Below are 22797 nucleotides of genomic sequence, written 5' to 3' on the forward strand. Positions count from 1 at the left end.
ATGCGGTCCGACCTGGTCGGCGTCGTTCGTCAGCGGTCTGATGCCGGTCGAGATCTGACGACCTTGCTTCATGATCGATCCTCCGCGCGACAGCCAGGGCGACCATATAGGCCGGAAGTGAAGGCGATCGCGACTGCGCAACATCGCGCCTCCGTGAGGCTAAGGCAGAACACGATGCAACACGAATCGACACCACGTGTCGTCGTCAAATTCGGAAGTATGAATCCGGTACTGCTGTTCGAGGCGGTGCTGGAATAGGCCGTTGATGGGCAGCGCTTCCGGGTGCGGAAAACCCGGGCCGTTCCACCGAAATCCTGTAGATTGTCCGGCGGGTGGCCGGACCGAGCGCCTTGATCGAGAGGAAGCCATGAGTCGTCTCCGTGTGCATCCCGAAGCCCACCTCGTGGTCCGCGTCGGCTGGCTGAGAGCGGCGGTGCTCGGGGCCAATGACGGCATCGTCTCGACCGCGAGCCTGATCGTCGGCGTTGCCGCCGCAGCCGCGAGCCCCGGCGATATCCTGATTACCGGAACGGCGGGCCTGGTTGCCGGCGCGATGTCGATGGCCGCCGGCGAGTATGTCTCTGTCAGCTCGCAGTCCGACACCGAGAAGGCGGATCTCGCGCGCGAACGCAAGGAGCTGAGCGACAACGTCGTGTTCGAACAGGAGGAGCTTGCCGCGATCTATGTCGAGCGCGGCGTCGATCCGGCGCTTGCGCTGCAGGTCGCCGGGCAATTGATGGCGAAGGATGCGCTGGGCGCGCACGCGCGCGACGAGCTGGGAATTTCGGAAATGACCACCGCGCGGCCGATCCAGGCCGCGCTGACCTCCGCCGCGACATTCTCCGTCGGCGCGGCAATGCCGCTGCTGATGGTCGTCGTCTCGCCCGCGAATGTGCTCGTGCCTGTCGTGTCCGCGGCGTCGTTGGCGTTTCTCGCCGTGCTCGGCGCGATCGGCGGAAAAGCGGGCGGCGCAAACATCTGGCGCGCGACGATCCGCGTGACGTTCTGGGGCGCGTTGGCGATGGCGCTGACGGCAGGCATCGGAAAGCTGTTCGGCACGGTGGTGTGAGCGCGCAGCGCGCGCCCGCGACGTTCAGGTCGCGGTGTCGATCAGACTCTCCAGCAGCCGCTTCAATTCCGCGGTCGCCTTGTCGCCGTAGCTCTCGGCGATGTGCGCTTCCTGACTGAGCGCTAGCGCGTTGAGGCGCTGGGTCAGCGCTTTGCCGCGTTCCGAGCTGTACATCAGGACCTTGCGGCGGTCGTCCGGATCCTGGACGCGATACACCAGCGAGTCCGACACCATGCGGTCGATCATCTTCGTCAGTGTCGGATGGTTGAGCAGCACCTCGTCGGCGAGGTCGCCCATCGAATGGCCCTTGCCGTCGGACAGCACTTTGAGGATGCGCCATTGTTCGACCGGAACGCCCTCGTCGCGCAGTCGCGCCTCGAGCTGCCGGTTGATCTCCCGGTTGGCCTGGGCGAGCAGATAAGCGAGGTGTTCGGTGATCGGCGGGTTGCGGCTTGGCGATTTGGCCACGGGCTGAGACTTTATCGTTCGATTTGAATGAATCGGATGCTGCGCTTGCTGCATCTATATGCACATCAATCCTTGAATGTTCAATATTTTCGAATAGCATCCAAAATCGTGCGGGGGAGGACTTTCGCGGGACGCTCCGTGCCAAAAAAGGAGGGAGTGTGCTTTCGATCGGGGATCTCGGAGGCGGAGGCGCCGGAGTTCCGCTGCCGCTCTGCATGCTGGAGAGAGCGAGTTCGCTCCCGGATGCGGCATGGGCACAAGGACCGGGCGACGGCTTCGGCGCCGCGGTGCGCCGGGCGCGCAACAAGTTGCGGATCGCGAACTTCGTCACCTTCCAGGGCGCACCGGGGATCTGGGGCCCGGCGTCGAGCAACGCCGCGCTGCTTGCGGCGGCTGAGATCAACAAGCGCGGCGGCATTCTCGGCCGCGAAATCGAACTGGTGATGTGCAACGCCGGCGGCCCGATCGACGACGTCGCCCGGCGGGTCGCGGAGGCCGTGGACAGCGACGACGTCGACATCGTCATGGGCTCGCATATCAGCGCGGTCCGGGTCGCGCTGCGCAAGGCGATCCGCGGTCGCGTGCCGTACATCTACACGCCGGTGTACGAGGGCGGCGAGCGGACGCCCGGCGTGATGGCGATCGGCGAGACGCCGCGTTGGCAGAGCCGGCCGGCGATCGACTGGCTCGCCCAGGTCAAGAAGGCGCGGCGCTGGTATCTGATCGGAAGCGACTATGTCTGGCCGTGGCTGTCGCATCGCGCCGTGAAGAAATACATCAACGACGCCGGCGGCCAGGTGGTCGGCGAGGAGTTCGTGCCGCTCGGCGAGGACGATCACGAGCGACACCTGGCGCGCATCCGCGCCGCGCGACCCGACGTGGTGCTGATCTCGCTGATCGGCACCGACAGCGTCACCTTCAACCGCGCCTTCGCCGAATGCGGGCTGGCCGGCCGCATCCTGCGGCTCGCGGGCGCGATGGACGAGACGGTGATGCTCGGCATCGGCGCCGACAACACCGAGAACATGTTCTGCGCATCCGGCTATTTCGGCTGTCACGCGTCCAGCGCCAACGACGAGTTTCGCGCGGCCTGCGTTCGCGCGTTCGGGCCGACCGCGCCGCCGATCGGTTCGGTGGGACAATCCAACTACGAAGGCTTGCGATTTCTCGAAGCCGTCGCCGACAAGGCGCAGACGCTCGTCGCGCGTCCGCTGCTGCAGGCCGCGAAAAACATCGTCTATCACGGCGCGCGCGGGCCGGTGACGATCCGCGACGGCCGCGCGCTGATGCCGATTCATCTCGCCGAAGCCGACGGCCTCGACTTCAGGTTGATCCGGCGGTTCTGAGCGCCTGCACAACGCCGCGACGAACATTCGCAAAATAATACTTGAAACAGAAAATATTTCCGTATGTAGTATCTGCGTGACGCGGCGGCCCCGCAACACCGGTCGGTCCTCCCCGGGCCCTTGCCGATGATCCGCCCACGCGCAGGAGAACGAGCCTTGGCAGTTTCACTTCCCACACCCATGCAGCTACTCGATGTCGCCGAACAATGCGGCCTGTCGCTCACCGACGAGGACGTCGCGTCGTTTCGCGCGCTGATGCAGCCCTCGGTCGAAGCCTACAATGTGGTGGCGGCTCTGCCGGACGAAGTCCCGCTTGTGAAGTATCCGCGAACGCCGGGCTATCAGCCCGGCCCCGAAGACAATCCGCGCAACGCCTGGTATCGCAAGGCGAGCGTGAAGGGCGCGGCCGCCGGCAAGCTCAAGGGCAAGACAATCGCGCTCAAGGACAACATCATGCTGGCCGGCGTGCCGATGATGAACGGCTCCTCGACGCTCGAAGGCTTCGTTCCGGATTTCGACGCCACCGTCGTCACCCGCATCCTCGATGCCGGCGGCGAGATCCTCGGCAAGGTGCATTGCGAGCATTTCTGCATGTCCGGCGGCAGCCACACCGGCTCCAACGGTCCGGTGCACAACCCGCACAAGATGGGTTACTCGGCCGGCGGTTCGTCGTCCGGCAGCGCCGTCGTGGTCGCGCTCGGCGAGGCCGACATGGCGATCGGCGGCGATCAGGGCGGCTCGATCCGGATGCCGGCGTCGTTCAGCGGCATCTACGGCATGAAGCCGACCTGGGGCCTCGTGCCCTACACCGGCATCATGCCGATCGAGGTGTTCGTCGACCACACCGGTCCGATGACCGCGAACGTCGCCGACAACGCGCTGCTGCTCGAAGTGCTCGCCGGCGACGACGGCTACGATCCGCGGATCCGTGCGCCCAAGCTGCACGACTACACCAAGGCGCTGGGCGGCGGCATCAAGGGCATGAAGATCGGCATCGTCAGGGAAGGCTTCGAGCAGGCCGGCGCCGAACCCGGTGTCAACGAAAGCGTGCGCGGAGCCGCCAAGCGGCTCGCCGGCCTCGGCGCGACTGTCGAGGAGATCTCGATTCCGGCGCACAATCTTGCCGGCGCGGTATGGATGCCGATCGGCACCGAGGGCATGACCCAGACCATGATGTTCGGCGACGGCTACGGCCTCAGCCGGCCGGACCTTTATTCGACCGCGCTGATGAAGGCGCATCGCGGCTGGCGCGGCCAGGCCGACTCCTTGTCCGAGACCACCAAGATGATGCTGCTGTTCGGCACCTACATCAACAACACCTTCGGCCCGCGTTATTACGGCAAGGCGCAGAACATCTCGCGGCGGATCGGCGCGGCCTATGATCAGGCGCTGGCGAGTTTCGATCTGTTGCTGATGCCGACCACGCCGATGAAGGCGACGCCGCTGCCGTCGCCCGGCGCCAGCCGTGAGGAAATCATCGGCCGCGCCTTCGAGATGATCAGCAACACCGCGCCGTTCGACATCACGCATCACCCGGCGATGTCGATTCCGTGCGGCATGGTCGACGGCCTGCCGGTCGGCCTGATGCTGGTCGGCAAGCATTTCGACGAGCCGACAATCTACCGCGCGGCGCACGCCTTCGAGCGGTCCGGCGACTGGAAGACGATGTGACGGGCGCATCCTGACCTTGGTCATCGTCAGCCGGTAAGGCCGAATGGAAAACCTGATCGTCGCATTGTTCGAAATCCTGAGCTTCGGCGCCATCGTCGTGCTGGTGGTGCTGGGGCTCGGGATCATCGCCAGCATGATGGGCATCTTCAACTTCGCGCAGGGTGAGTTCGTCCTGCTCGGCGCCTACACAACCTATCTCGCTTACACCGCCGGCTTGCCGGTCTGGGCCGGGATGCTCGCGGCGCCGTTCGTGGTCGGTGCGCTGGGATTCGTTCTCGAACGACTGGTCGTGCGCCGGTTCTATGCCGCGCCGATCGTCGCGATGCTCGGCACCTATGCGCTCGGCCTGATCATCCGCGAAATCGTCCGCGGCCTGATCGGCGGTCTGTATATTTCGGTGCCGGAGCCGATCGGCGGCTCGGTCGCGCTGGGCTCGATGCATTTCTCGATCTGGCGGCTGGTGATCATCGTCGTCACCGCGCTGGTGATGGTGGGGAGCTATCTGCTGCTGTCGCGCACCTCGTTCGGCCTGCGCGTCCGCGCCTCGCTGGAAAATCCGGCGCTGGCGCGCGCCTCCGGCATTTCCACCAGCGCGATCTACGGCGCGACGTTCGCGTTCGGCGCGGCGCTGGCCGGCCTCGCCGGGGCTTTGATCGTGCCGGTGTTCTCGCTGTTCGCCGATCTCGGCCTGCGCTTCCTGATCCAGGGCTTCGTCGCGGTCATGGTCGGCGGCATCGGCTCGTTCGCGGGCCCGGTGGCCGGCGCCGGCGTCATCGGCACGCTCTCGGCGGCGCTGCCCTGGGTGATCCAGCCTGTCATCGCCGACGTTCTCGTCTTCGTCCTCGCCATCATCTTCATCAAGTTCCGGCCGCAGGGCCTCGTTTCGGGAAAAGGGATCTAGTCTGATGTCCAGCGACTCACCCCACAATCTCACCCGCCGCCGCTTCCTCTCCAACTTCGCCTTCGCGAGCACAGCGCTGGCGACCGGCGTCGGCAGCTGGGTGGTGCGGCCCGATTGGGCCAACGCCGCCGCCGGCGCGATCAAGGTCGGCATCGCCACCGACCTGACCGGCCCGATGGGTTACGCCGGCAACGCCGACGCCAACGTCGCCAAGATGGTGTTGAAGCAGATCAACGACGCCGGCGGCCTGCTCGGCCGTCCTTTGGAGCTCTACATCGAGGACACCGCCTCCAACGAAGCGGTCGCGGTCGGCAACGTCCGCAAGCTGATCCAGCGCGACAAGGTCGATCTCGTGCTCGGCGGCATCACCTCGTCGATGCGCAATGCGATCAAGGACGTCATCGTCGCACGCGGAAAGACGCTGTACATTTATCCACAGCTTTACGAAGGCAAGGAATGCACGCCCAACCTGTTCTGCACCGGACCGACCCCGGCGAAGCAGTGCGATGAATTCATCCCGTGGCTGATCAAGAACGGCGGCAAGAAATTCGCGCTGCCGAGCGCCAATTACGTCTGGCCGCACACGCTCAATGTCTATGCCCGCAAGGTGATCGAGGCCAATGGCGGCGAGGTCGTGCTGGAGGAATACTACCCGCTCGACCAGATCGACTTCTCATCGACGGTCAACCGAATCATCTCCAACAAGGTCGACGTCGTATTCAATACCGTGATCCCGCCGGGCGTCGGTCCGTTCTTCAAGCAACTCTATGAGGCCGGCTTCCTCAAGAACGGCGGCAGGCTGGCCTGCGTCTACTACGACGAGAATACGCTCGGCATCAATCAGCCTGCGGAGATCGAGGGCCTCGCGAGCTGCCTCGACTACTTCAAGGCCGTCGCCAAGACCGATCCGGTCAGCGCTAAAATCCAGGCGGAATACGACAAGGCCTACCCTGGCAACTTCCTGTTTGCCGCGGGCAGCGCCGCCACCGGTACCTATCGCGGCCTGAAGCTCTGGGAGGCTGCGGTGAAGGAAGCCGGCAAGATCGACCGCGACGGCGTCGCCACGGCGATGGATCACGCCAAGATCACCGACGGCCCGGGCGGGCCGGCTGAGATGGTGCCGGGCAAACGGCATTGCAAGATGAACATGTACACCGCGGTGGCCAAGAACGGCAGCTACGAGATCATCGCCCGCAGTAACGGCCTGGTCGATCCGAAGGAATGCTGATGCAGATCTCCCTATGCACCGCACGACCGGCGCGGCGCCGTGCCGGCCGCCGGGTCCGCCGATGACGGACGCGGCCGAATCCGGGCTGAGCCACGCTTTGTCGGCGCCGCGGAAGCGACGCCGGCGGGTGCTGCCGATCATCGAGCTGGTGGTGCTCGCGATCGGCCTGCTGCTGCCGCTGGTGCTGCAGGACTATCTGACGGTGTTCGGGACGCGGGTGCTGATCCTGTGCCTGTTCGCGCTGTCGTTCGATCTGGTGTGGGGTTATTCCGGCATCATGAGCTTCGGCCAGGCGGTGTTCTTCGGATCGGCCGGCTATGGCGTCGCGCTGCTGGCGCGCGATCTTGGCGTCACCTCGATGCTGGTGGTGATCCCCGCCGGGGTGCTGATAGGGTTTTCTATCGCATTGCTGATCGGCGGCTTCCTGCTGCTGGGCCGCAATCCGTCGAGCGTGATCTTCGTCGCGCTCGGCACGTTGACCGGCTCCTACGCCTTCGACCGGCTGGCGCGGGGCTGGTACTATCTCGGCGGCCAGAACGGCATCCCGTCGATTCCGCCGATGCATATCGGCAGCTACGATCTGACCGAGGGGCCGGTCTTCTATTATGTCGTGCTCGCGATCCTGCTGCTGGTGTATCTGGCCTGCCGCTTCCTGGTGCGGTCGCAGTTCGGGTTGGCGCTCGCCGGCCTGCGCGAGAACGAGCAGCGCATCGCGTTCTTCGGCTACAAGGTGCAGCACATCAAGGCGATCATTTTTTCGCTCGGCGGCGCGATCGCGGGGCTCGCCGGCAGCCTCTACGCCTTCCACGAGGGTTTCGTCTGGCCGAACATGCTCGGCGTGGTGATGTCGACTCAGGTGGTGCTCTATGTGCTGTTCGGCGGCTCAGGCACGTTGATCGGCGCGGTGATCGGCGCCGTGGTGATCGAAATCGTGTCGTTCTGGTTGTCGAACAGCTATCAGGAGATCTGGCCGATCATCCTCGGCGCGCTGATGCTGCTGGTGATCCTGTTCCGTCCGGCCGGGCTGATCAGCCTGATCCTCAGCGAGCGCGAGCGGATCGGCAATTTTGGCCGCCCGCCCAGGCTGCACGACAAGGAGCGCGATCATGGCTCTGCTTGAGGCGCGGGGCCTGATCAAGATCTTCGGCAAGCTCACCGCCCTGAACGGCGCCGAGCTGATCATCCAGCCGAACGAGTTCCACGGCCTGATCGGTCCGAACGGCTCCGGCAAGAGCACGATGATGAAATGCATCGCCGGCGCCGAAGTGCCGACGCAGGGCCGCGTCAGCTTCGACGGTCAGGACATCACCGCGGCATCGCCGGCCGAGCGCGCCCGCCGCGGGATGAGCCTGAAATTCCAGATCACCAGCGTGCTGCCGGCGCTGACGCTCTATGACAACGTGTTGCTGGCGCTGCAGGGCCAGACCGCGTTGTCGAAGCTGATGTTCTCGCGCACCCGCGGGCTGTTGCACGACAAGGTGATGGCGATGCTGGAGCAGTTCCGGCTGGTCGAGCGCGCCGGTGAGCGGGCGGGAGCGCTGTCGCACGGCCAGCAGCAATGGCTCGAGATCGCGATGGCGCTTGCGCCGGAGCCGAAGCTACTGCTGCTCGACGAACCGACCGGCGGCATGAGTCTGGAGGAGCGCCGCGTCACCGGCGAATTGCTGGCGCCGATCAAGTCGCGCTGCTCGCTAGTGATCGTCGAGCACGACCTCGATTTCATCCGCGACATCTGCGACCGCCTCACCGTGCTCGATCAGGGCGCGGTGCTCGACACCGGCTCGATCGAGCAGATTCAGGCGAGCCCGAAGGTCCAGGAGGTTTATCTGCGCCGTGCCTGAGGATCATTATCTTCACATTCGCGATCTCGAGGCCGGCTACGGCCGCAGCCAGGTGCTGTTCGGTGTGTCGATGACCGTGCCGTGGCGCGGCGGCGTCGCCGTCCTCGGCCGCAACGGCGCCGGCAAAACCACGCTGATGAAGGCGATCATGGGCGAACTGCCGGTCAAGCGCGGGCAGGTTTCGCTCGATGCCCGCGACGTCACCAGATGGCCGACCGAGCAACGCATCCGCGCCGGCTTCGGCTATGTGCCACAGGACCATCCGGTGTTCGCGCGGCTGTCGGTGCGCGACAATCTCGCGGTCGGCGCGCTGACCAACAAAGACAGCGGCGCGGTCGACCGCGTGCTGGAGATGTTCCCGAAGCTCGGTCTGAGGCTCGATCAGGTCGCCGGGACGCTGTCCGGCGGCGAGCGCAAGATGCTGGCGATCGGCCGCGCGCTGTTGTCCGAGCCAAGCGTGCTGCTGCTCGACGAGCCGACCGAAGGGGTGTGGATCGGCGTGATCGAGGAGATCACCGACCGGCTGATCGCGCTGGCGCAGGAGATCGCCGTGGTGATCGTCGAGCAGCATCTCGACCTGGCGCTGCGCGTCGCCGATCGCGCCTACGTGCTCGACCGCGGCCGCGTCGCGCTGACCGGCGCCGCGGACGACGTCCGCAACGACCCCCGGCTGCTGCAATATCTCGCGCCGTAGCCGCGGCGCGGCCAAACCTGCCGGAGCTTTTCCGGTTCTAATAGAATCGAAGCTCTGACTTTTTGTTTTGACGGGTTTTCTTCACGCGAACCGGATTTCACTTCGCTCGAAAACGCTCTAGCTTGCGCAAACGCTGCATGATGCGGCGTGGCGCGACGCCTCGCGCCAATGCTGTCCCGACCGCGCAAGGCAATCGTCGGCGCGTGGCCTGTTGTTGAGCGCCTGATGATCCCCGCTTTTTCAATCGCCCGTCTGCCCCGCATCGAATTCGGCGCGGGCGCGGTGGTCCGGCTGCCGCAACTCGCCGCGGGCTATGGCCGGCGCGTGCTGCTGGTCACCGGCGCGCATTCATTCGACCGCGCTCCTTATGCCGCAGCGCTGCTCGCGGGGCTTCGCGACCATGGCCTGAACTGGGACAGGGTGATGATCGGCGGCGAACCATCGCCGGAGGCGGTCGACGCCGCGGTGCGCGACTGGCATGGCTCCGGCATCGACGCCGTGATCGGGGTCGGCGGCGGCAGCGCGCTCGATGCCGCCAAAGCGATCGCCGGCCTGCTGCGGCCGGGCAATTCGGTGATGGATCATCTCGAAGGCGTCGGGCCGGAATTGCCGTATCGCGGCCCGGCGACGCCGTTCATCGCGGTGCCGACCACCGCCGGCACCGGCTCCGAGGCGACAAAGAACGCGGTGTTGTCGCGGCATGGCGCCCATGGCTTCAAGAAGTCGTTCCGCGACGAGGCGCTGGTGGCCGAGATCGCGCTGGTCGATCCGGATCTGCTGGCCGGGTGCACGCCGGCGCTGATCGCGGCCAACGGCATGGATGCGCTGACCCAGCTGCTCGAATCCTACGTCTCGACCCGCGCCAATCCTCTCACCGACGCATTGGCGCTGTCCGGCCTGCACGCCGTCCGCGACGGACTGCTCGCCTGGTACGAAGGCGGCGACGCGGCGCGGGCCGCCCAGGCGCAGATGGCCTATGCGTCGCTGCAGTCCGGCATTTGTCTCGCGCAGACCGGGCTCGGCTCGGTCCACGGGCTGGCGTCGCCGCTCGGCGCGTTCTTTCCGATCGGCCATGGCGTCGTCTGCGGCACGCTGGTGGCGGCCGCGACGCGCGTCAACATCGACGCGATGGATATGCGTGCGCCGCACCATCCTGCGTTGGAGAAATACGCCGAGGTCGGCCGTCTGCTGTCCGGGCGCAGCGGCGCCGGCCTCGCGGAGGATCGCGACAATCTCGTGCGCACGCTGGACGACTGGACGCGGCGGCTGTCGCTGCCGAAGCTATCCGCGCTCGGCGTCACCACGGACGATCTCGATCGGATCGTCGCGGCCAGCCGCGGCTCCAGCATGAAGACCAATCCGGTGGTGCTGACCGATGACGAGATCAGGCGCGTGTTGACCTCCCGCTTCTGATCTAAATCACGGCAGGCCAGTTCTGGCCGTGCAGGATGTCTGCGAACTGCTTCGCCGGCATGGTATCTGGGTGTGGCGGTTCGCGATATAAGATTTACTTTTGCGGTAACAAGGAAAATGCAATTTCTCTTAGGCTGTCGCCCGGCTCACAAGCTGCCCGCGGCGGGCTCCGTGTGGCAGTATGCCAGGTTGCGTTTTGGGGGGATGAATGGATCAGGGTCAGACGCTAGCACGGCTCTTGGACTCTTATGCGACGGACCCGCGAAAGCGGGCGGTTGCGGCGGCGGTCGGCGCGATCGCCGAGGCGTCGATCGAGATTTCTGAACTGATCGGGCAGGGGGCGCTGGCGGGGATCACCGGCGCGGCGCATGGCGCAAGCAATGCCGATGGCGACGTGCAGAAGGATCTCGACGTCCGCGCCGAGGCCGCCATCGTCGCGGCCCTGAAGAACGTGCCCTATGCGGCGCTGGCTTCCGAAGAGGCCGAGGCGCTGCTCATGGGAGACCCGCAGGCGCCGATCTCGATCGCTTATGACCCGCTCGACGGATCATCGAACATCGATACCAACATGACGGTCGGGACGATCTTCTCGATCATCCCGAACGAGCCGGGCGTGGCGCCGTTCACCGCGCCGGGGAGCTGCCAGCTCGCCGCCGGCTTTGTCGTCTACGGACCGCAGACATCATTTGTCCTGACGCTCGGCGACGGCGTCGACATCTTTACGCTGGACCGCAAGGATCACGTCTACCGGCTGATCCGCGAGAAGGTGAAAGTCGCGGGCGACACCGCCGAATATGCGATCAACGCCTCGAACCATCGCCATTGGGAGCAGCCGGTCCGCGACTTCGTCGACGAGTGCCTCGCGGGGGCCGACGGTCCGCGCGCCAAGAACTTCAACATGCGCTGGATCGGCTCGCTGGTGGCGGAAGCCTACCGCATCCTGACCCGTGGCGGCGTCTTCCTGTATCCGGCCGACTCGCGCCCGGGCTACGGCGATGGCCGGCTGCGGCTGCTGTACGAGACCCATCCGATGGCGTTCGTGATGGAGCAGGCCGGCGGCGCCGCCTCGACCGGCCGCGAACGCGTGCTCGATCTCTCGGCCGCAGCGACCTCGACCCACCAGCGCTCGCCGCTGATCATGGGCTCGAGCGACAAGGTCAATCGCATCGTCGAACTGCACCTCGATCCGAGCGCGGCCTCTCGCACCGCGCCCTTGTTCGGGCGCCGCGGCCTGTTCCGGACCTGATACCAGCATATTTGGAAGTCTGAACCCTATGTCCCGTAAGCACCCGATCATCTCCATCACCGGCTCCTCCGGCGCCGGCACGACATCCGTCAAGCGCACTTTCGAGCAGATCTTCCGCCGCGAGAACGTCAACGCGGCCTATATCGAGGGCGACGCGTTCCATCGCTACAACCGCGTCGATATGCGGACCAAGATGGCCGAGGAGGCCGAGCGCGGAAACAAGCACTTCAGCCATTTCAGTCCCGAGACCAATCTGTTCGAGGAGCTGGAGACCACGTTCCGGGACTACGCCGCGACCGGCACCGGCAAGACCCGCTACTACGTGCACGACGACAAGGAAGCCTTGGTTCACGGCGTGCCGCCGGGCAATTTCACCGAGTGGCAGTCGCTGCCGTCGGATTCCGATCTGCTGTTCTATGAAGGCCTGCACGGCGCTGTGATGACCGACACGGTCAACGTCGCCCAGCACGCCGACCTCAAGATCGGCGTGGTGCCCGTGATCAATCTGGAGTGGATCCAGAAGCTGCACCGCGACCGCGCCGACCGCGGTTATTCGACCGAGGCCGTCACCGACACCATTCTGCGCCGGATGCCCGACTATGTGCACTACATCGTGCCGCAGTTCGGCGAGACCGACATCAACTTCCAGCGTGTGCCGACGGTCGACACCTCGAACCCGTTCATCGCGCGCTGGATTCCGACGCCCGACGAGTCGATGGTGGTGATCCGGTTCAAGGACCCGCGTGGCATCGACTTCGCTTATCTGCTGTCGATGATCCAGGGCAGTTTCATGTCGCGCGCCAACTCGATCGTGATTCACGGTGCCAAGATGGATATTGCGATGCAGCTGATCCTGACGCCGTTGATCATGCAGCTGATCGAACGCAAGCGCGGCGTGAAGTAATCATGCAAGGCAACTCCACTCCCGGGAGGACGGTTTGAACATCTCTGCACGCGATATCCACGACGAAGTCAGCCACGGCGAAATGGCCAATGCGGTCCGCTTCCTCGCGATCGACGCAGTCGAAAAGGCGAAGTCCGGCCACCCCGGAATGCCGATGGGCATGGCCGACGTCGCCACCGTGCTGTTCACCCGCTTCATGAAGTTCGATGCCGCCGATCCGACCTGGCCCGACCGCGATCGTTTCGTGCTGTCGGCCGGCCATGGCTCGATGCTGCTCTACGCGCTGCTGCATCTGACCGGCTACAAAGAGGTCACGATCGACGAGTTGAAGGCGTTCCGGCAGTGGGGCTCGAAGACGCCCGGCCATCCGGAATACGGCCACACCGAAGGCGTCGAGACCACCACCGGCCCGCTCGGGCAGGGGCTCGCGACCTCGGTCGGCATGGCGCTCGCCGAGCGGATGCTGAACGCGCGTTACGGCGATGCGCTGGTCGATCACTTCACCTATGTGATCGCCGGCGACGGCTGCCTGATGGAAGGCGTCAGCCACGAGGCGATCTCGCTCGCCGGTCATCTCAAGCTCAATCGCCTGATCGTGCTGTGGGACGACAACCACATCTCGATCGACGGCGAAACCTCACTGTCGTGCTCGGATGATCAGCTCGCGCGCTTCGCCGCGTCGGGCTGGGCCACCATCCGCGTCGATGGCCATGATCCGGAGGCGGTCGAGGCCGCGATCGAGCAGGCCAGGAAAAGCGACCGGCCGTCCCTGATCGCCTGCCGCACCAAGATCGGCTTCGGCTCGCCCAAGGTCGAGGGCACCGAGAAAGCCCATGGCGCGCCGCTCGGCGCCGACGAGGTCGAGAAGACCCGCGCTGCGCTGAACTGGCCGCACCCTCCGTTCGAAGTGCCGGACGCGGTTCTTGCGCGCTGGCGCGAGGCGGGCAGCCGCGGCAAGGCCGCGCATCAGGCGTGGACCGAGCGGCTCGGCAATCTCGATGCGGCGACCCGCGCCGGCTTCGAGAACGTGCTCGCCGGCAAGCTGTCGGCCGACTACGAGCCCGCGCTGAAAGCGCTGATCGCGAATTTCGCATCCGACCAGCCGTCGATCGCCACCCGGCAGGCTTCGCAGCTCACCATCAACGCGCTGGTGCCGGCGTCGCCGAACCTGCTCGGCGGCTCGGCTGACCTGACCCATTCCAACCTGACCCACGCCAAGGGTTCGGTTTCGGTGAAGCCCGGCGCCTATGGCGGCAGCTATCTGCACTACGGCATTCGCGAATTCGGCATGGCAGCGGCGATGAACGGCCTCGCCCTGCACGGCGGCTTCATTCCCTATGGCGGCACCTTCCTGGTGTTCGCCGACTACAGCCGTCCGGCAATTCGGCTCGCGGCGCTGATGGGGGTGCGGGTGATCCATGTGATGACCCACGACTCGATCGGCCTCGGCGAGGACGGCCCGACCCATCAGCCGGTCGAGCATGTCTCGTCGCTACGGGCGATCCCGAACCTGCTGGTGTTTCGTCCGGCGGACGCGATCGAGACCGCGCAGGCCTGGGACTGCGCGCTGAAGCAGGCGAGCCGGCCCTCGGTGCTGGCTCTGTCGCGGCAGGCGCTGCCGATGTTGCCGCGCCCGAACGGCGTGAACGACAATCCGGTCGGGCGCGGCGCCTATCTGGTGATCGATCCGGGCAAGCGCGACGTCACGCTGATCGCGACCGGCTCGGAAGTCTCGCTGGCGCTGGAAGCGGCGTGCAAGCTCGAGGGCGAAGGCATCAAGGCGGCGGTGGTCTCGGCGCCCTGTTTCGAATTGTTCGCCGAACAGGACGAGGCCTACCGCGCGACCGTGCTTGGGACTGCGCCGCGGATCGGCGTCGAAGCGGCGCGCGATATCGATTGGCGGCGTTGGATCGGCGATGGCGGCGCCTTCGTCGGCATGACCGGGTTCGGCGCCTCGGCGCCGGCGCCGGTGCTGTACCAGAAGTTCGGTATCACCGCAGATGCGGTCACGGACGCGGCCAAGGCCGCGATCGCTCGCAGCAAACATTGATCACGACGACGCTCGTCACCCCGAGATTGTCGCCCGAAACCTAACACAGGAGCCATCATGGCGCGTATCACCTTGAGGCAGTTGCTGGATCACGCCGCGGAGCACGGCTACGGCGTGCCGGCATTCAACATCAACAACATGGAGCAGGGGCTCGCGATCATGGAAGCGGCGGCCGCGGTCGACGCGCCCGTCATCATCCAGGCCTCGCGCGGCGCGCGCTCCTACGCCAACGACATCATGCTGGCGAAGATGATCGATGCGCTGGCGGAGATGTATCCGGACATTCCGCTCTGTATGCATCAGGACCACGGCAACGACGAAGCGACCTGCGCCACCGCGATCAAATACGGCTTCACCTCGGTGATGATGGACGGCTCGCTCAAGGCCGACGCCAAGACCGCCGCGGACTATGAGTACAATGTCGACATCACCCGCCGCGTCACCGACATGGCGCATTGGGTCGGCGCCTCGGTGGAAGGTGAACTCGGCGTGCTGGGTTCGCTCGAGCATGGCGGCGGCGAGCAGGAAGACGGCCACGGCGTCGAGGGCAAGGTCAGCCGCGAGCAGCTCCTGACCGATCCGGATCAGGCGGTGGATTTCGTCCGCGCCACCAAGGTCGACGCATTGGCGATCGCGATGGGCACCTCGCACGGCGCCTACAAGTTCACCCGCAAGCCCGACGGCGATGTTCTCGCCATGAAGGTGGTCGAGGAGATTCATCGCCGGCTGCCGAACACCCATCTGGTGATGCACGGCTCGTCCTCGGTGCCGCAGGAACTGCAGGACATCTTCAACGAGTTCGGCGGCGCGATGCCGCAGACCTTCGGCGTTCCGGTCGAAGAGATCGTGCGCGGCATCAAGCACGGCGTGCGCAAGGTCAACATCGACACCGATTGCCGCCTGGCGATGACCGGCGTGTTCCGCAAGATCGCGACCCAGAACAAAGCGGAGTTCGATCCGCGCAAGTTCCTGAAGCCGGCGATGGATGCGATGCGCGACATCTGCCGTCTGCGCTTCGAGCAGTTCGGTACTGCGGGCAATGCCAGCAAGATCAAGGTGATCCCGCTCGCGGAGATGGCCAAGCGCTACAAGTCCGGTGCGCTCGACCCGCAGATCGGTCAGGTCGCGAAGGCCGCGGAATAATTTGACGGAATCAGCGGCGGCCGCCGGCCGCCTGCACTCGCCATTCAGGAGACCACGATGGACCAATCGAACCGCTACGCCAACCTCAACCTCAAAGAAAGCGATCTGATCGCCGGCGGGCGGCATGTGCTGTGCGCCTACATCATGAAGCCGAAGGCCGGGTTCGGTAATTTCGTGGAAACGGCGGCGCATTTCGCCGCCGAGTCCTCCACCGGAACCAATGTCGAAGTCTCGACCACCGACGACTTCACCCGCGGCGTCGACGCGCTCGTCTACGAGGTCGACGAAGCCAAGGAACTGATGAAGATCGCCTATCCGATCGAGCTGTTCGACCGCAACGTGATCGACGGCCGCGCGATGATCGCCTCGTTCCTGACGCTGACGATCGGCAACAACCAGGGCATGGGCGACGTCGAATACGCCAAGATGCACGACTTCTACGTGCCGCCGGCCTATCTGCGGCTGTTCGACGGTCCGTCGACCACGATCAAGGATCTGTGGCGCGTGCTCGGCCGGCCGGTGGTCGATGGCGGCTTCATCGTCGGCACCATCATCAAGCCGAAGCTCGGCCTGCGCCCGCAGCCGTTCGCCGACGCCTGCTACGACTTCTGGCTCGGCGGCGACTTCATCAAGAACGACGAGCCGCAGGGCAATCAGGTGTTCGCGCCGTTCAAGGACACCGTGCGCGCGGTCAACGACGCGATGCGCCGCGCCCAGGATGCGACCGGTCAGCCCAAGCTGTTCTCGTTCAACATCACCGCCGATGATCACTACGAGATGCTGGCGCGTGGCGAGTACATCCTGGAGACGTTCGGCGAGAACGCCGATCACGTCGCCTTCCTGGTCGACGGTTACGTCGCCGGTCCGGCCGCGGTGACCACCGCGCGCCGTGCGTTCCCGAAGCAGTATCTGCACTATCATCGCGCTGGCCATGGCGCGGTGACCTCGCCGCAGAGCAAGCGCGGCTACACCGCCTTCGTGCTGTCGAAGATGGCGCGGTTGCAGGGCGCCTCCGGCATCCATGTCGGCACCATGGGCTATGGCAAGATGGAAGGCGAAGCTTCCGATCGCGATTCCGCTTTCATGATCACCCAGGATTCCGCCGAGGGTCCGTACTTCAAGCAGGAGTGGCTCGGCATGAACCCGACCACGCCGATCATCTCCGGCGGCATGAACGCGCTGCGGATGCCCGGCTTCTTCGCCAATCTCGGCCACTCCAACCTGATCATGACTGCAGGCGGCGGCGCCTTCGGTCATATCGACGGCGGTGCGGCCGGCGCCAGGTCGCTGCGGCAGGCCGAGCAGTGCTGGAAGCAGGGCGCCGATCCGGTCGCCTTCGCCAAGGACCACCGCGAATTCGCCCGCGCCTTCGAGAGCTTCCCTAACGACGCCGACAAGCTGTATCCGAACTGGCGCAACATGCTGAAGCTCGCTGCCGCGTGAGCTGTCCGGATCACTTCTGATTGCGAGCGGCCCGCCTTGCGCGGGCCGTTCCTTTTTGGTTGTCGGGTGCGCTACGCCGCCATCCGCAATTCGGCGTAGCGGTATTTTTTGCTGGATTGATTTCGGGCTAATCGGCCGCGTCAGCTTGCGGCGAGCGGATTAGCTACTGCCTAACTCTCGCCACAGCGTTCGCTTTTTCGCCTTGGGCAAATGTGCCATCGAAGCTCAGCCAACGAGCGGGAGACGGGACATGACCCATGACCATTCGAGCATTTATCCGTTTCAGATCGAGCAGCACAGCATCATCTACGATTGCTCGTTCTTTCTCACCGACAATCGATTGATCACGGTGATGGCGATGGGAAAGAAGCATACCGAAGGTTTGGGGGCGAATCCGCCGCGGGCCTGTGCGGTCGGCATTGCCAAGAACCTGATCGCCGAATCCGAGCCGGCGCCATCCCAGGAAGCGCCGCACAGCCGCAAGAGCCTGTTGGACAGGGTGCTGGATCGCTTCGGCAGAGCCGAGCCGATCTGCGTGCATTGTTGAGGGAAAGTGCCGGTCGCGTAGCGAATCTCTCAGAATCGTTTGGCGATCAGCAAGCAGAGCAGCACCGATCCCGACGATGCGAACACCGTCGCCATGTTCGCCAGATTCTGTGTGATCACCATCGCCAGCGACGTGGCGTGTTCCACAGCAGGCGCAGCCTTTCGTCGGTTCTGAGGAGCCGGCTTCTTCGACGTCATGTCAGGCCTTGATTGAGTGAACACCCCGCCGCATTGCTAGGCGGCGCGCGTTGCGGGCAAGTTTGCCCGCTTTCGCTCAAATCTCGCATGCCCGGCTGTTGGATATCTTAATGTGGCGGGCCGCCCATTCGTATTCACTACGCATGGTTTACGAGTTTCCGCCCCGAGGCCCCGATTGAAGGCTGCATTGACGGCCGCACGGCGGCTGCGCCAGGGCGACAGCAAACCTCTACTGACACCCGCCGGCCACGCTGCAGAGAATGATGAAAGCTGGCCGTAGGATTTTGTGCCAGATCAAACCTGTTGCAATCGATTCCGTCTTACATGCGAATTGATAGCGCCTGTTACAATCGTTCTAATTTCCGATCGGCGCAGTGCTGAATCTCTTGACCTCCGCGGCGACGATTGGAAGAACAGCCAATGACTTCAAACCTGCATCACAACGGCCACCAGCCCATCCTGCTCGGCAACGCCCGGCGCGGTTATCGCGGCATCGTCCAGGCGATCGACTCCCAGCGGGTGGCCTCCGCGTTGCAGCCGGTGGAGCTTGAAAGCCGGCTGATCGAGCTGGGTTTCGTCGAAGGCGCCAAAGTCGAAGTTCTGCACGAAGGCATCATCGGGCGCGATCCGATCGCCGTGCGTGTGGACAACATCACGATCGCGGTCCGACGACGCGAGGCGATGGCCGTCGTATTGATGTGACGGTTACCCGATGAGCTCTATCGAAAGTCAGCCCTTCAATCTCGCTCTGGTAGGAACGCCGAACAGCGGCAAGACCTCGCTGTTCAACGCGCTGACCGGGAGCCGCCAAAAGGTTGCGAATTACCCCGGCGTTACCGTCGAGCGTAAGGCGGGCGTGTTTGCAACGCCGGCCGGCCGCACGGTCAGCCTGGTCGATCTGCCGGGCACCTATTCGCTCCGCGGCCGCAGCCCTGACGAGGAGATCACCCGCGACATCGTGCTCGGCCGCTATCCGGATGAGGTCGTTCCCGACCTCGTGCTGTGCGTCGCCGACACCACCAATCTGCGGCTGACGTTCCGGCTGATGCTCGAACTGAAGGCGACCGGCCGACCGCTGATGCTGGTGTTGAACATGTACGACATCGCGAAGCGGCGCGGCGTCGAGGTCGATGTCGACAAGCTGTCGGAACAGCTCGGCGTCCCGGTCGTCACCTCGATCGCGGTGCGCAAGGGCGGCACCGCCGATCTGTTGAAGCGCACCGATGAAATGGCGGCGCGCACGCCGGTCACGTCCGCCGCCGACAATTGGCGGCCGCTGACCACCGCCGAACTGCGCGCGCTTCAGCGCGAGGCGGACCGCATCATCGCCGATTGCGTCAGCCTGCCGGCCCGGCCGCATACGGTGACGGCAAAGGTCGATTCGGTCGTCCTGCACCCGGTCGCCGGCCTGGCGATCCTGCTGCTGATTCTGTTCGTGATGTTCCAGGCAGTCTTCACCTGGGCGCAGCCCTTGATGGAACTGATCTCGGACGGCTTCGGCGCGCTGGGCGCGTTCGTCCACACCATCCTGCCGGAAGGGCTGCTGCAGAGCTTCCTGCAGAACGGCGTGATCTCCGGCGTCGGCAGCGTCATCGTGTTCCTGCCGCAGATCATCATCATCTTCCTGTTCATCCTGCTTCTGGAAGATTTCGGCTACATGGCCCGCGCCGCGTTCCTGATGGACCGCATCATGGGCGGCGCCGGCCTGCATGGGCGCGCCTTTATTCCGCTGCTGTCGAGCTTCGCTTGCGCGATCCCCGGGATCATGGCGACGCGGGTGATCGACAATCGCCGCGACCGGCTAACGACGATCCTGATCGCGCCGCTGATGACCTGCTCTGCGCGGATTCCGGTCTATACGCTGATCATCTCCGCCTTTATTCCGGCGAGGCAGGTGTTCGGCTGGATCAATCTGCAGGGCCTGGTGATGTTCGGCCTGTACACCGCGGGCATCGTCAGCGCGCTCGCGGTGTCGGCGCTGATCAAGTTCTTCATGTGGCGCGATTACGAGCCGGCGCCGTTCATGCTGGAACTGCCGGACTACAAGCTGCCACGGCTGAACAGCGTTGCGATCGGCATCTACATCCGCGCCAAGATGTTTCTGCAGCGCGCCGGCACCACGATCTTCTCGATGATGGTGCTGATCTGGTTTCTGGCCTCGTTTCCGCGTCCGCCGGCCGGCGCGACTGAACCGGCGATCGATTACAGCCTGGCCTCGATCATCGGCCATACAATCGAGCCGGTGCTGGCGCCGCTCGGATTCAATTGGCAGATTGCGGTCGCCCTCATTCCCGGCATGGCCGCGCGCGAAGTTGCCGTGGCCGCTCTCGGCACGGTCTATGCGATCGAAGGCGGCAAGGAAGCCACCGAGCAGATCGGGCAGATGCTCACCACCAAATGGAGCCTCGCCACTGCGCTGTCGCTGCTGGCCTGGTTCGTGTTTGCGCCGCAATGCGCCTCGACGCTCGCGGTGATCAAGCGCGAGACCGGAAGCTGGCGCTGGATGGGCATCACCTTCATCTACATGTTCGCCCTGGCCTATGTGGCGAGCCTTATCACTTACAACGTGGCGGTCGCGTTCGGCGCAGGCTGAGGCTTCGCCTCACACCGGCTGGAACGGACCGACGTCATGGTCGGTTTGCGAGGGCGCGTGAGCTGCGATCGCCCGGCAGACCGCATTGGCGATCGTCCTGCCGCGGCCATCGATCCCGGTCCATTGCGCGTGGCGACCGCGCGGATCGATTTCCAGCAGCTTCACTTTTTCCGGCACCTCGCAGCCGTCTCGAACGATGCCGCGAACGATGCCGTCGCACGGCGCGCGAACCGCATCGCCGGACAAGTGGCCGAGCATGAAGCCCTTGAACACCCGGCTGCCGATCTCCACCGCGGTGTGCCAGCGGCCGCTCGCCTGCGAGTATTGGAAGCGCTCCGCTCCGGCGTCGCCGAGAGGATTGGCGACGCCGTCGGCGGCGTCAGTCCAGCCTTGCGTGACCACCAGCCCGCTGCGGCCGGGACGGGTCTCGATCGCGACGTCGCAATTGATCCGCGTCGAAAAGCCCGGACCAAGCCCGATGGTCAATCCCGCCAGCCGGCGAAGATCCGGGGTGATGCGTTGCTTCTGCATCCGCGCATCGACGAGAACATCGACCGAACCGACCGGAAGAAGATCAGTCAATGACAGCCACGACACCTGGACCGCGGGTGAGTATCGAAGCGCCTTGAGAATCTGTACGCCGTCATCGGCCCGTTCGCCGGCAATGCCATCAACTGACACCTGATCGCCATACAGCGCGTCGTGAAACGCCATTTTGCGTCGGATTACCGGCGGAAACGGATCGTGCGACATCACCACGCCGTAGCCGTCGCGATGCAGATGCACCGCAACGGCGGACGCAATCTCGCTGGTTCCGAGCACGATCGCGAAGCGGCGTCGGCTCAGGTCGGTCGGCTGATGCATCCGGATCTCGACTGTCGCAAGGGTTGACCTTTCGACAGCCAAGCAAGGCTTGGACCATGTGCGAATTCGCCGGAATCGTCGGTGAGCAGCGCCGGATTCGAACGGCGGTGTCGGGAAGGTCACGATTTGTCGGCTCGGTCAGGAGCGGTGTCGGGCACATGACATTCGCTGGCAGCCGAAACTCGTGACATGGCTGTAACCATCGTTAGTTCGCTATTAGCGCGCGCTGGCCCGTTTCCTGCAGGTCTCCTGATTGAAACAAGCGATGGAGATCGCCAGTGCATAGCGAGCCGTTGCAGGCGGAACGGCCAGGACATCCCGGAAGCCATGGACCGGGAAACGATGGACCGGGAAGCCACGGGCCGGGAATGCCGGCTTCCGGTGGCGCCTGTCCGTTTCACAACGATCAGCGCGAGGCTCGTTCCGGCAAGCAGAAGACACTGGTGTTGACCGGCGCCTCCCGCGGCATCGGTCACGCTACCGGGAAGCTGTTCTCCGATGCCGGATGGCGAATCATCACCTGTTCACGCCAGCCTTTCGCCGATGATCGCTGCCCGTGGAGCACCGGCGTCGAAAACCACGTCGCCGTCGAACTGGCGGATCATCGGGCCTTGCCGCGTGCGATTGACGAACTCAAGGAGAAGCTGGCGGGCGGCCCGCTGAGCGCGTTGATCAATAACGCGGCGATCTCCCCGAAGAGCCAGGAAGGCGAACGACTGACGTCGCTGAATACGCCGGTCGGGACCTGGATGAGCGTGTTTCACGTCAATCTGCTGGCGCCCGTGATGCTGGCGCAGGGATTGTTCGACGAACTGCGCGCCGGCAGCGGCTCGATTGTCAATGTCACCTCGATCGTCGGCTCACGCGTGCATCCGTTCGCCGGCAGCGCCTATGCGACGTCAAAGGCGGCGCTGACCTGCCTCACCCGCGAAATGGCGCACGACTACGCGCCCTATGGCATCCGGGTGAATGCGATCGCGCCGGGCGAGATCAAGACCGATATTCTCTCGCCCGAAACGGAGGCGATGCTGGCGCCGACAATTCCAATGCGCCGTATCGGGACACCGGAAGAAGTCGCCAAGGTGATGTTCTTCCTGTGCTCGGATGCCGCCAGTTACGTCACCGGCGAAGAAATTCACATCAATGGCGGGCAGCGGGTCTAGCGAATAGTTCGCAATT

21 protein-coding genes are annotated in these 22797 nt (G+C 64.8%); 18 read left to right on the plus strand and 3 right to left on the minus strand.

The genetic code is table 11. The features are described from left to right. Nucleotides 1-367 precede the first annotated feature (367 nt). Entirely contained in the window at nt 368-1069 is a 702-nt protein-coding gene (locus BMY71_RS03605) for a VIT1/CCC1 transporter family protein (protein ID WP_092681826.1), read from the plus strand. A gap of 24 nt (nt 1070-1093) precedes the next feature. On the opposite strand, the gene BMY71_RS03610 is transcribed toward BMY71_RS03605, so the two are convergent. Next, entirely contained in the window at nt 1094-1537 is a 444-nt protein-coding gene (locus BMY71_RS03610) for a MarR family winged helix-turn-helix transcriptional regulator (RefSeq protein WP_041805154.1), read from the minus strand. A gap of 158 nt (nt 1538-1695) precedes the next feature. On the opposite strand from BMY71_RS03610, the gene BMY71_RS03615 reads away from it, so the two are divergent. The 14 genes from BMY71_RS03615 to BMY71_RS03680 all read left to right on the plus strand — a co-directional run bounded on the left by BMY71_RS03615 (nt 1696) and on the right by BMY71_RS03680 (nt 17964). Then, on the plus strand, nt 1696-2883 hold the full coding sequence (locus tag BMY71_RS03615) for a substrate-binding domain-containing protein (protein ID WP_092681828.1): 1188 nt from the start codon (nt 1696-1698) through the stop codon (nt 2881-2883). A gap of 156 nt (nt 2884-3039) precedes the next feature. Continuing rightward, entirely contained in the window at nt 3040-4554 is a 1515-nt protein-coding gene (locus BMY71_RS03620) for an amidase (RefSeq protein ID WP_092681830.1), read from the plus strand. Nucleotides 4555-4597: 43 nt separating this feature from the next. Next, complete coding sequence (locus BMY71_RS03625; protein ID WP_011501467.1) at nt 4598-5455, plus strand: branched-chain amino acid ABC transporter permease; 858 nt, start codon at nt 4598-4600, stop codon at nt 5453-5455. Nucleotides 5456-5459: 4 nt separating this feature from the next. Continuing rightward, a complete protein-coding gene (locus BMY71_RS03630; protein ID WP_092681832.1) occupies nt 5460-6683 on the plus strand; it encodes a substrate-binding protein in 1224 nt (407 codons plus the stop codon). Nucleotides 6684-6744: 61 nt separating this feature from the next. Beyond that, on the plus strand, nt 6745-7803 hold the full coding sequence (locus BMY71_RS03635; RefSeq protein WP_092682424.1) for a branched-chain amino acid ABC transporter permease: 1059 nt from the start codon (nt 6745-6747) through the stop codon (nt 7801-7803). After that, entirely contained in the window at nt 7790-8524 is a 735-nt protein-coding gene (locus BMY71_RS03640) for an ABC transporter ATP-binding protein (protein ID WP_011501470.1), read from the plus strand. Before BMY71_RS03635 ends, BMY71_RS03640 begins: the two co-directional genes overlap by 14 nt. Beyond that, nucleotides 8517-9218 carry an ABC transporter ATP-binding protein gene (locus BMY71_RS03645; RefSeq protein WP_092681834.1) on the plus strand — a complete coding sequence of 234 codons (702 nt, stop codon included), beginning with the start codon at nt 8517-8519 and terminating at the stop codon, nt 9216-9218. Before BMY71_RS03640 ends, BMY71_RS03645 begins: the two co-directional genes overlap by 8 nt. Before the next feature lie 225 nt (nt 9219-9443). Beyond that, complete coding sequence (locus tag BMY71_RS03650; RefSeq protein WP_092682426.1) at nt 9444-10631, plus strand: iron-containing alcohol dehydrogenase; 1188 nt, start codon at nt 9444-9446, stop codon at nt 10629-10631. A gap of 208 nt (nt 10632-10839) precedes the next feature. Further along, the gene (locus tag BMY71_RS03655; protein ID WP_011501473.1) at nt 10840-11877 is read left to right on the plus strand and encodes a class 1 fructose-bisphosphatase; all 1038 of its coding nucleotides are present in this window, start codon (nt 10840-10842) and stop codon (nt 11875-11877) included. 28 nt (nt 11878-11905) lie between these two features. Next, nucleotides 11906-12781 carry a phosphoribulokinase gene (locus tag BMY71_RS03660; protein ID WP_011501474.1) on the plus strand — a complete coding sequence of 292 codons (876 nt, stop codon included), beginning with the start codon at nt 11906-11908 and terminating at the stop codon, nt 12779-12781. 34 nt (nt 12782-12815) lie between these two features. Continuing rightward, a complete protein-coding gene (gene tkt / locus BMY71_RS03665; protein ID WP_092681836.1) occupies nt 12816-14831 on the plus strand; it encodes a transketolase in 2016 nt (671 codons plus the stop codon). Nucleotides 14832-14888: 57 nt separating this feature from the next. Beyond that, nucleotides 14889-15974, plus strand: coding sequence for a class II fructose-bisphosphate aldolase (gene fba / locus BMY71_RS03670; RefSeq protein ID WP_011501476.1), 1086 nt, complete (start codon nt 14889-14891; stop codon nt 15972-15974). Between the two features lie 57 nt (nt 15975-16031). Continuing rightward, complete coding sequence (locus BMY71_RS03675) at nt 16032-17417, plus strand: ribulose-bisphosphate carboxylase (protein WP_011501477.1); 1386 nt, start codon at nt 16032-16034, stop codon at nt 17415-17417. A 250-nt stretch (nt 17418-17667) separates the two neighbouring features. After that, the gene (locus BMY71_RS03680; RefSeq protein WP_011501478.1) at nt 17668-17964 is read left to right on the plus strand and encodes a hypothetical protein; all 297 of its coding nucleotides are present in this window, start codon (nt 17668-17670) and stop codon (nt 17962-17964) included. Nucleotides 17965-17993: 29 nt separating this feature from the next. Here the strand turns inward: BMY71_RS03680 and BMY71_RS24775 are convergent, their stop codons facing one another. Beyond that, complete coding sequence (locus BMY71_RS24775) at nt 17994-18161, minus strand: hypothetical protein (protein ID WP_175557607.1); 168 nt, start codon at nt 18159-18161, stop codon at nt 17994-17996. 420 nt (nt 18162-18581) lie between these two features. On the opposite strand from BMY71_RS24775, the gene BMY71_RS03685 reads away from it, so the two are divergent. Beyond that, entirely contained in the window at nt 18582-18863 is a 282-nt protein-coding gene (locus BMY71_RS03685) for a FeoA family protein (protein ID WP_011501480.1), read from the plus strand. A gap of 10 nt (nt 18864-18873) precedes the next feature. Further along, nucleotides 18874-20754, plus strand: a complete 1881-nt coding sequence (feoB, locus tag BMY71_RS03690; RefSeq protein WP_092681838.1) for a ferrous iron transporter B — start codon at nt 18874-18876, stop codon at nt 20752-20754. Nucleotides 20755-20763: 9 nt separating this feature from the next. Here the strand turns inward: feoB and BMY71_RS03695 are convergent, their stop codons facing one another. Then, nucleotides 20764-21618, minus strand: a complete 855-nt coding sequence (locus BMY71_RS03695; RefSeq protein ID WP_092681840.1) for a xanthine dehydrogenase — start codon at nt 21616-21618, stop codon at nt 20764-20766. Between the two features lie 368 nt (nt 21619-21986). Between BMY71_RS03695 and BMY71_RS03700 the strand changes: the two genes are divergently transcribed. Beyond that, nucleotides 21987-22781: an SDR family NAD(P)-dependent oxidoreductase gene (locus tag BMY71_RS03700; RefSeq protein ID WP_049760672.1), complete on the plus strand. Its 795-nt coding sequence runs from the start codon at nt 21987-21989 to the stop codon at nt 22779-22781. Nucleotides 22782-22797 lie beyond the last annotated feature (16 nt).

Source organism: Rhodopseudomonas pseudopalustris (assembly GCF_900110435.1).
Lineage (GTDB): Bacteria > Pseudomonadota > Alphaproteobacteria > Rhizobiales > Xanthobacteraceae > Rhodopseudomonas > Rhodopseudomonas pseudopalustris.

Excerpts from the sequence above, each read along its gene's own strand:
- BMY71_RS03605 (WP_092681826.1), top strand. The coding sequence starts at position 368 with ATGAGTCGTCTCCGTGTGCATCCCGAAGCCCACCTCGTGGTCCGCGTC.
- BMY71_RS03625 (WP_011501467.1), top strand. The coding sequence starts at position 4,598 with ATGGAAAACCTGATCGTCGCATTGTTCGAAATCCTGAGCTTCGGCGCC.
- BMY71_RS03630 (WP_092681832.1), top strand. The coding sequence starts at position 5,460 with ATGTCCAGCGACTCACCCCACAATCTCACCCGCCGCCGCTTCCTCTCC.
- BMY71_RS03635 (WP_092682424.1), top strand. The coding sequence starts at position 6,745 with ATGACGGACGCGGCCGAATCCGGGCTGAGCCACGCTTTGTCGGCGCCG.
- BMY71_RS03640 (WP_011501470.1), top strand. The coding sequence starts at position 7,790 with ATGGCTCTGCTTGAGGCGCGGGGCCTGATCAAGATCTTCGGCAAGCTC.
- BMY71_RS03650 (WP_092682426.1), top strand. The coding sequence starts at position 9,444 with ATGATCCCCGCTTTTTCAATCGCCCGTCTGCCCCGCATCGAATTCGGC.
- BMY71_RS03655 (WP_011501473.1), top strand. The coding sequence starts at position 10,840 with ATGGATCAGGGTCAGACGCTAGCACGGCTCTTGGACTCTTATGCGACG.
- BMY71_RS03660 (WP_011501474.1), top strand. The coding sequence starts at position 11,906 with ATGTCCCGTAAGCACCCGATCATCTCCATCACCGGCTCCTCCGGCGCC.
- fba (WP_011501476.1), top strand. The coding sequence starts at position 14,889 with ATGGCGCGTATCACCTTGAGGCAGTTGCTGGATCACGCCGCGGAGCAC.
- BMY71_RS03675 (WP_011501477.1), top strand. The coding sequence starts at position 16,032 with ATGGACCAATCGAACCGCTACGCCAACCTCAACCTCAAAGAAAGCGAT.
- BMY71_RS03680 (WP_011501478.1), top strand. The coding sequence starts at position 17,668 with ATGACCCATGACCATTCGAGCATTTATCCGTTTCAGATCGAGCAGCAC.
- BMY71_RS24775 (WP_175557607.1), bottom strand. The coding sequence starts at position 18,161 with ATGACGTCGAAGAAGCCGGCTCCTCAGAACCGACGAAAGGCTGCGCCT.
- BMY71_RS03685 (WP_011501480.1), top strand. The coding sequence starts at position 18,582 with ATGACTTCAAACCTGCATCACAACGGCCACCAGCCCATCCTGCTCGGC.
- feoB (WP_092681838.1), top strand. The coding sequence starts at position 18,874 with ATGAGCTCTATCGAAAGTCAGCCCTTCAATCTCGCTCTGGTAGGAACG.
- BMY71_RS03695 (WP_092681840.1), bottom strand. The coding sequence starts at position 21,618 with ATGCATCAGCCGACCGACCTGAGCCGACGCCGCTTCGCGATCGTGCTC.
- BMY71_RS03700 (WP_049760672.1), top strand. The coding sequence starts at position 21,987 with ATGCCGGCTTCCGGTGGCGCCTGTCCGTTTCACAACGATCAGCGCGAG.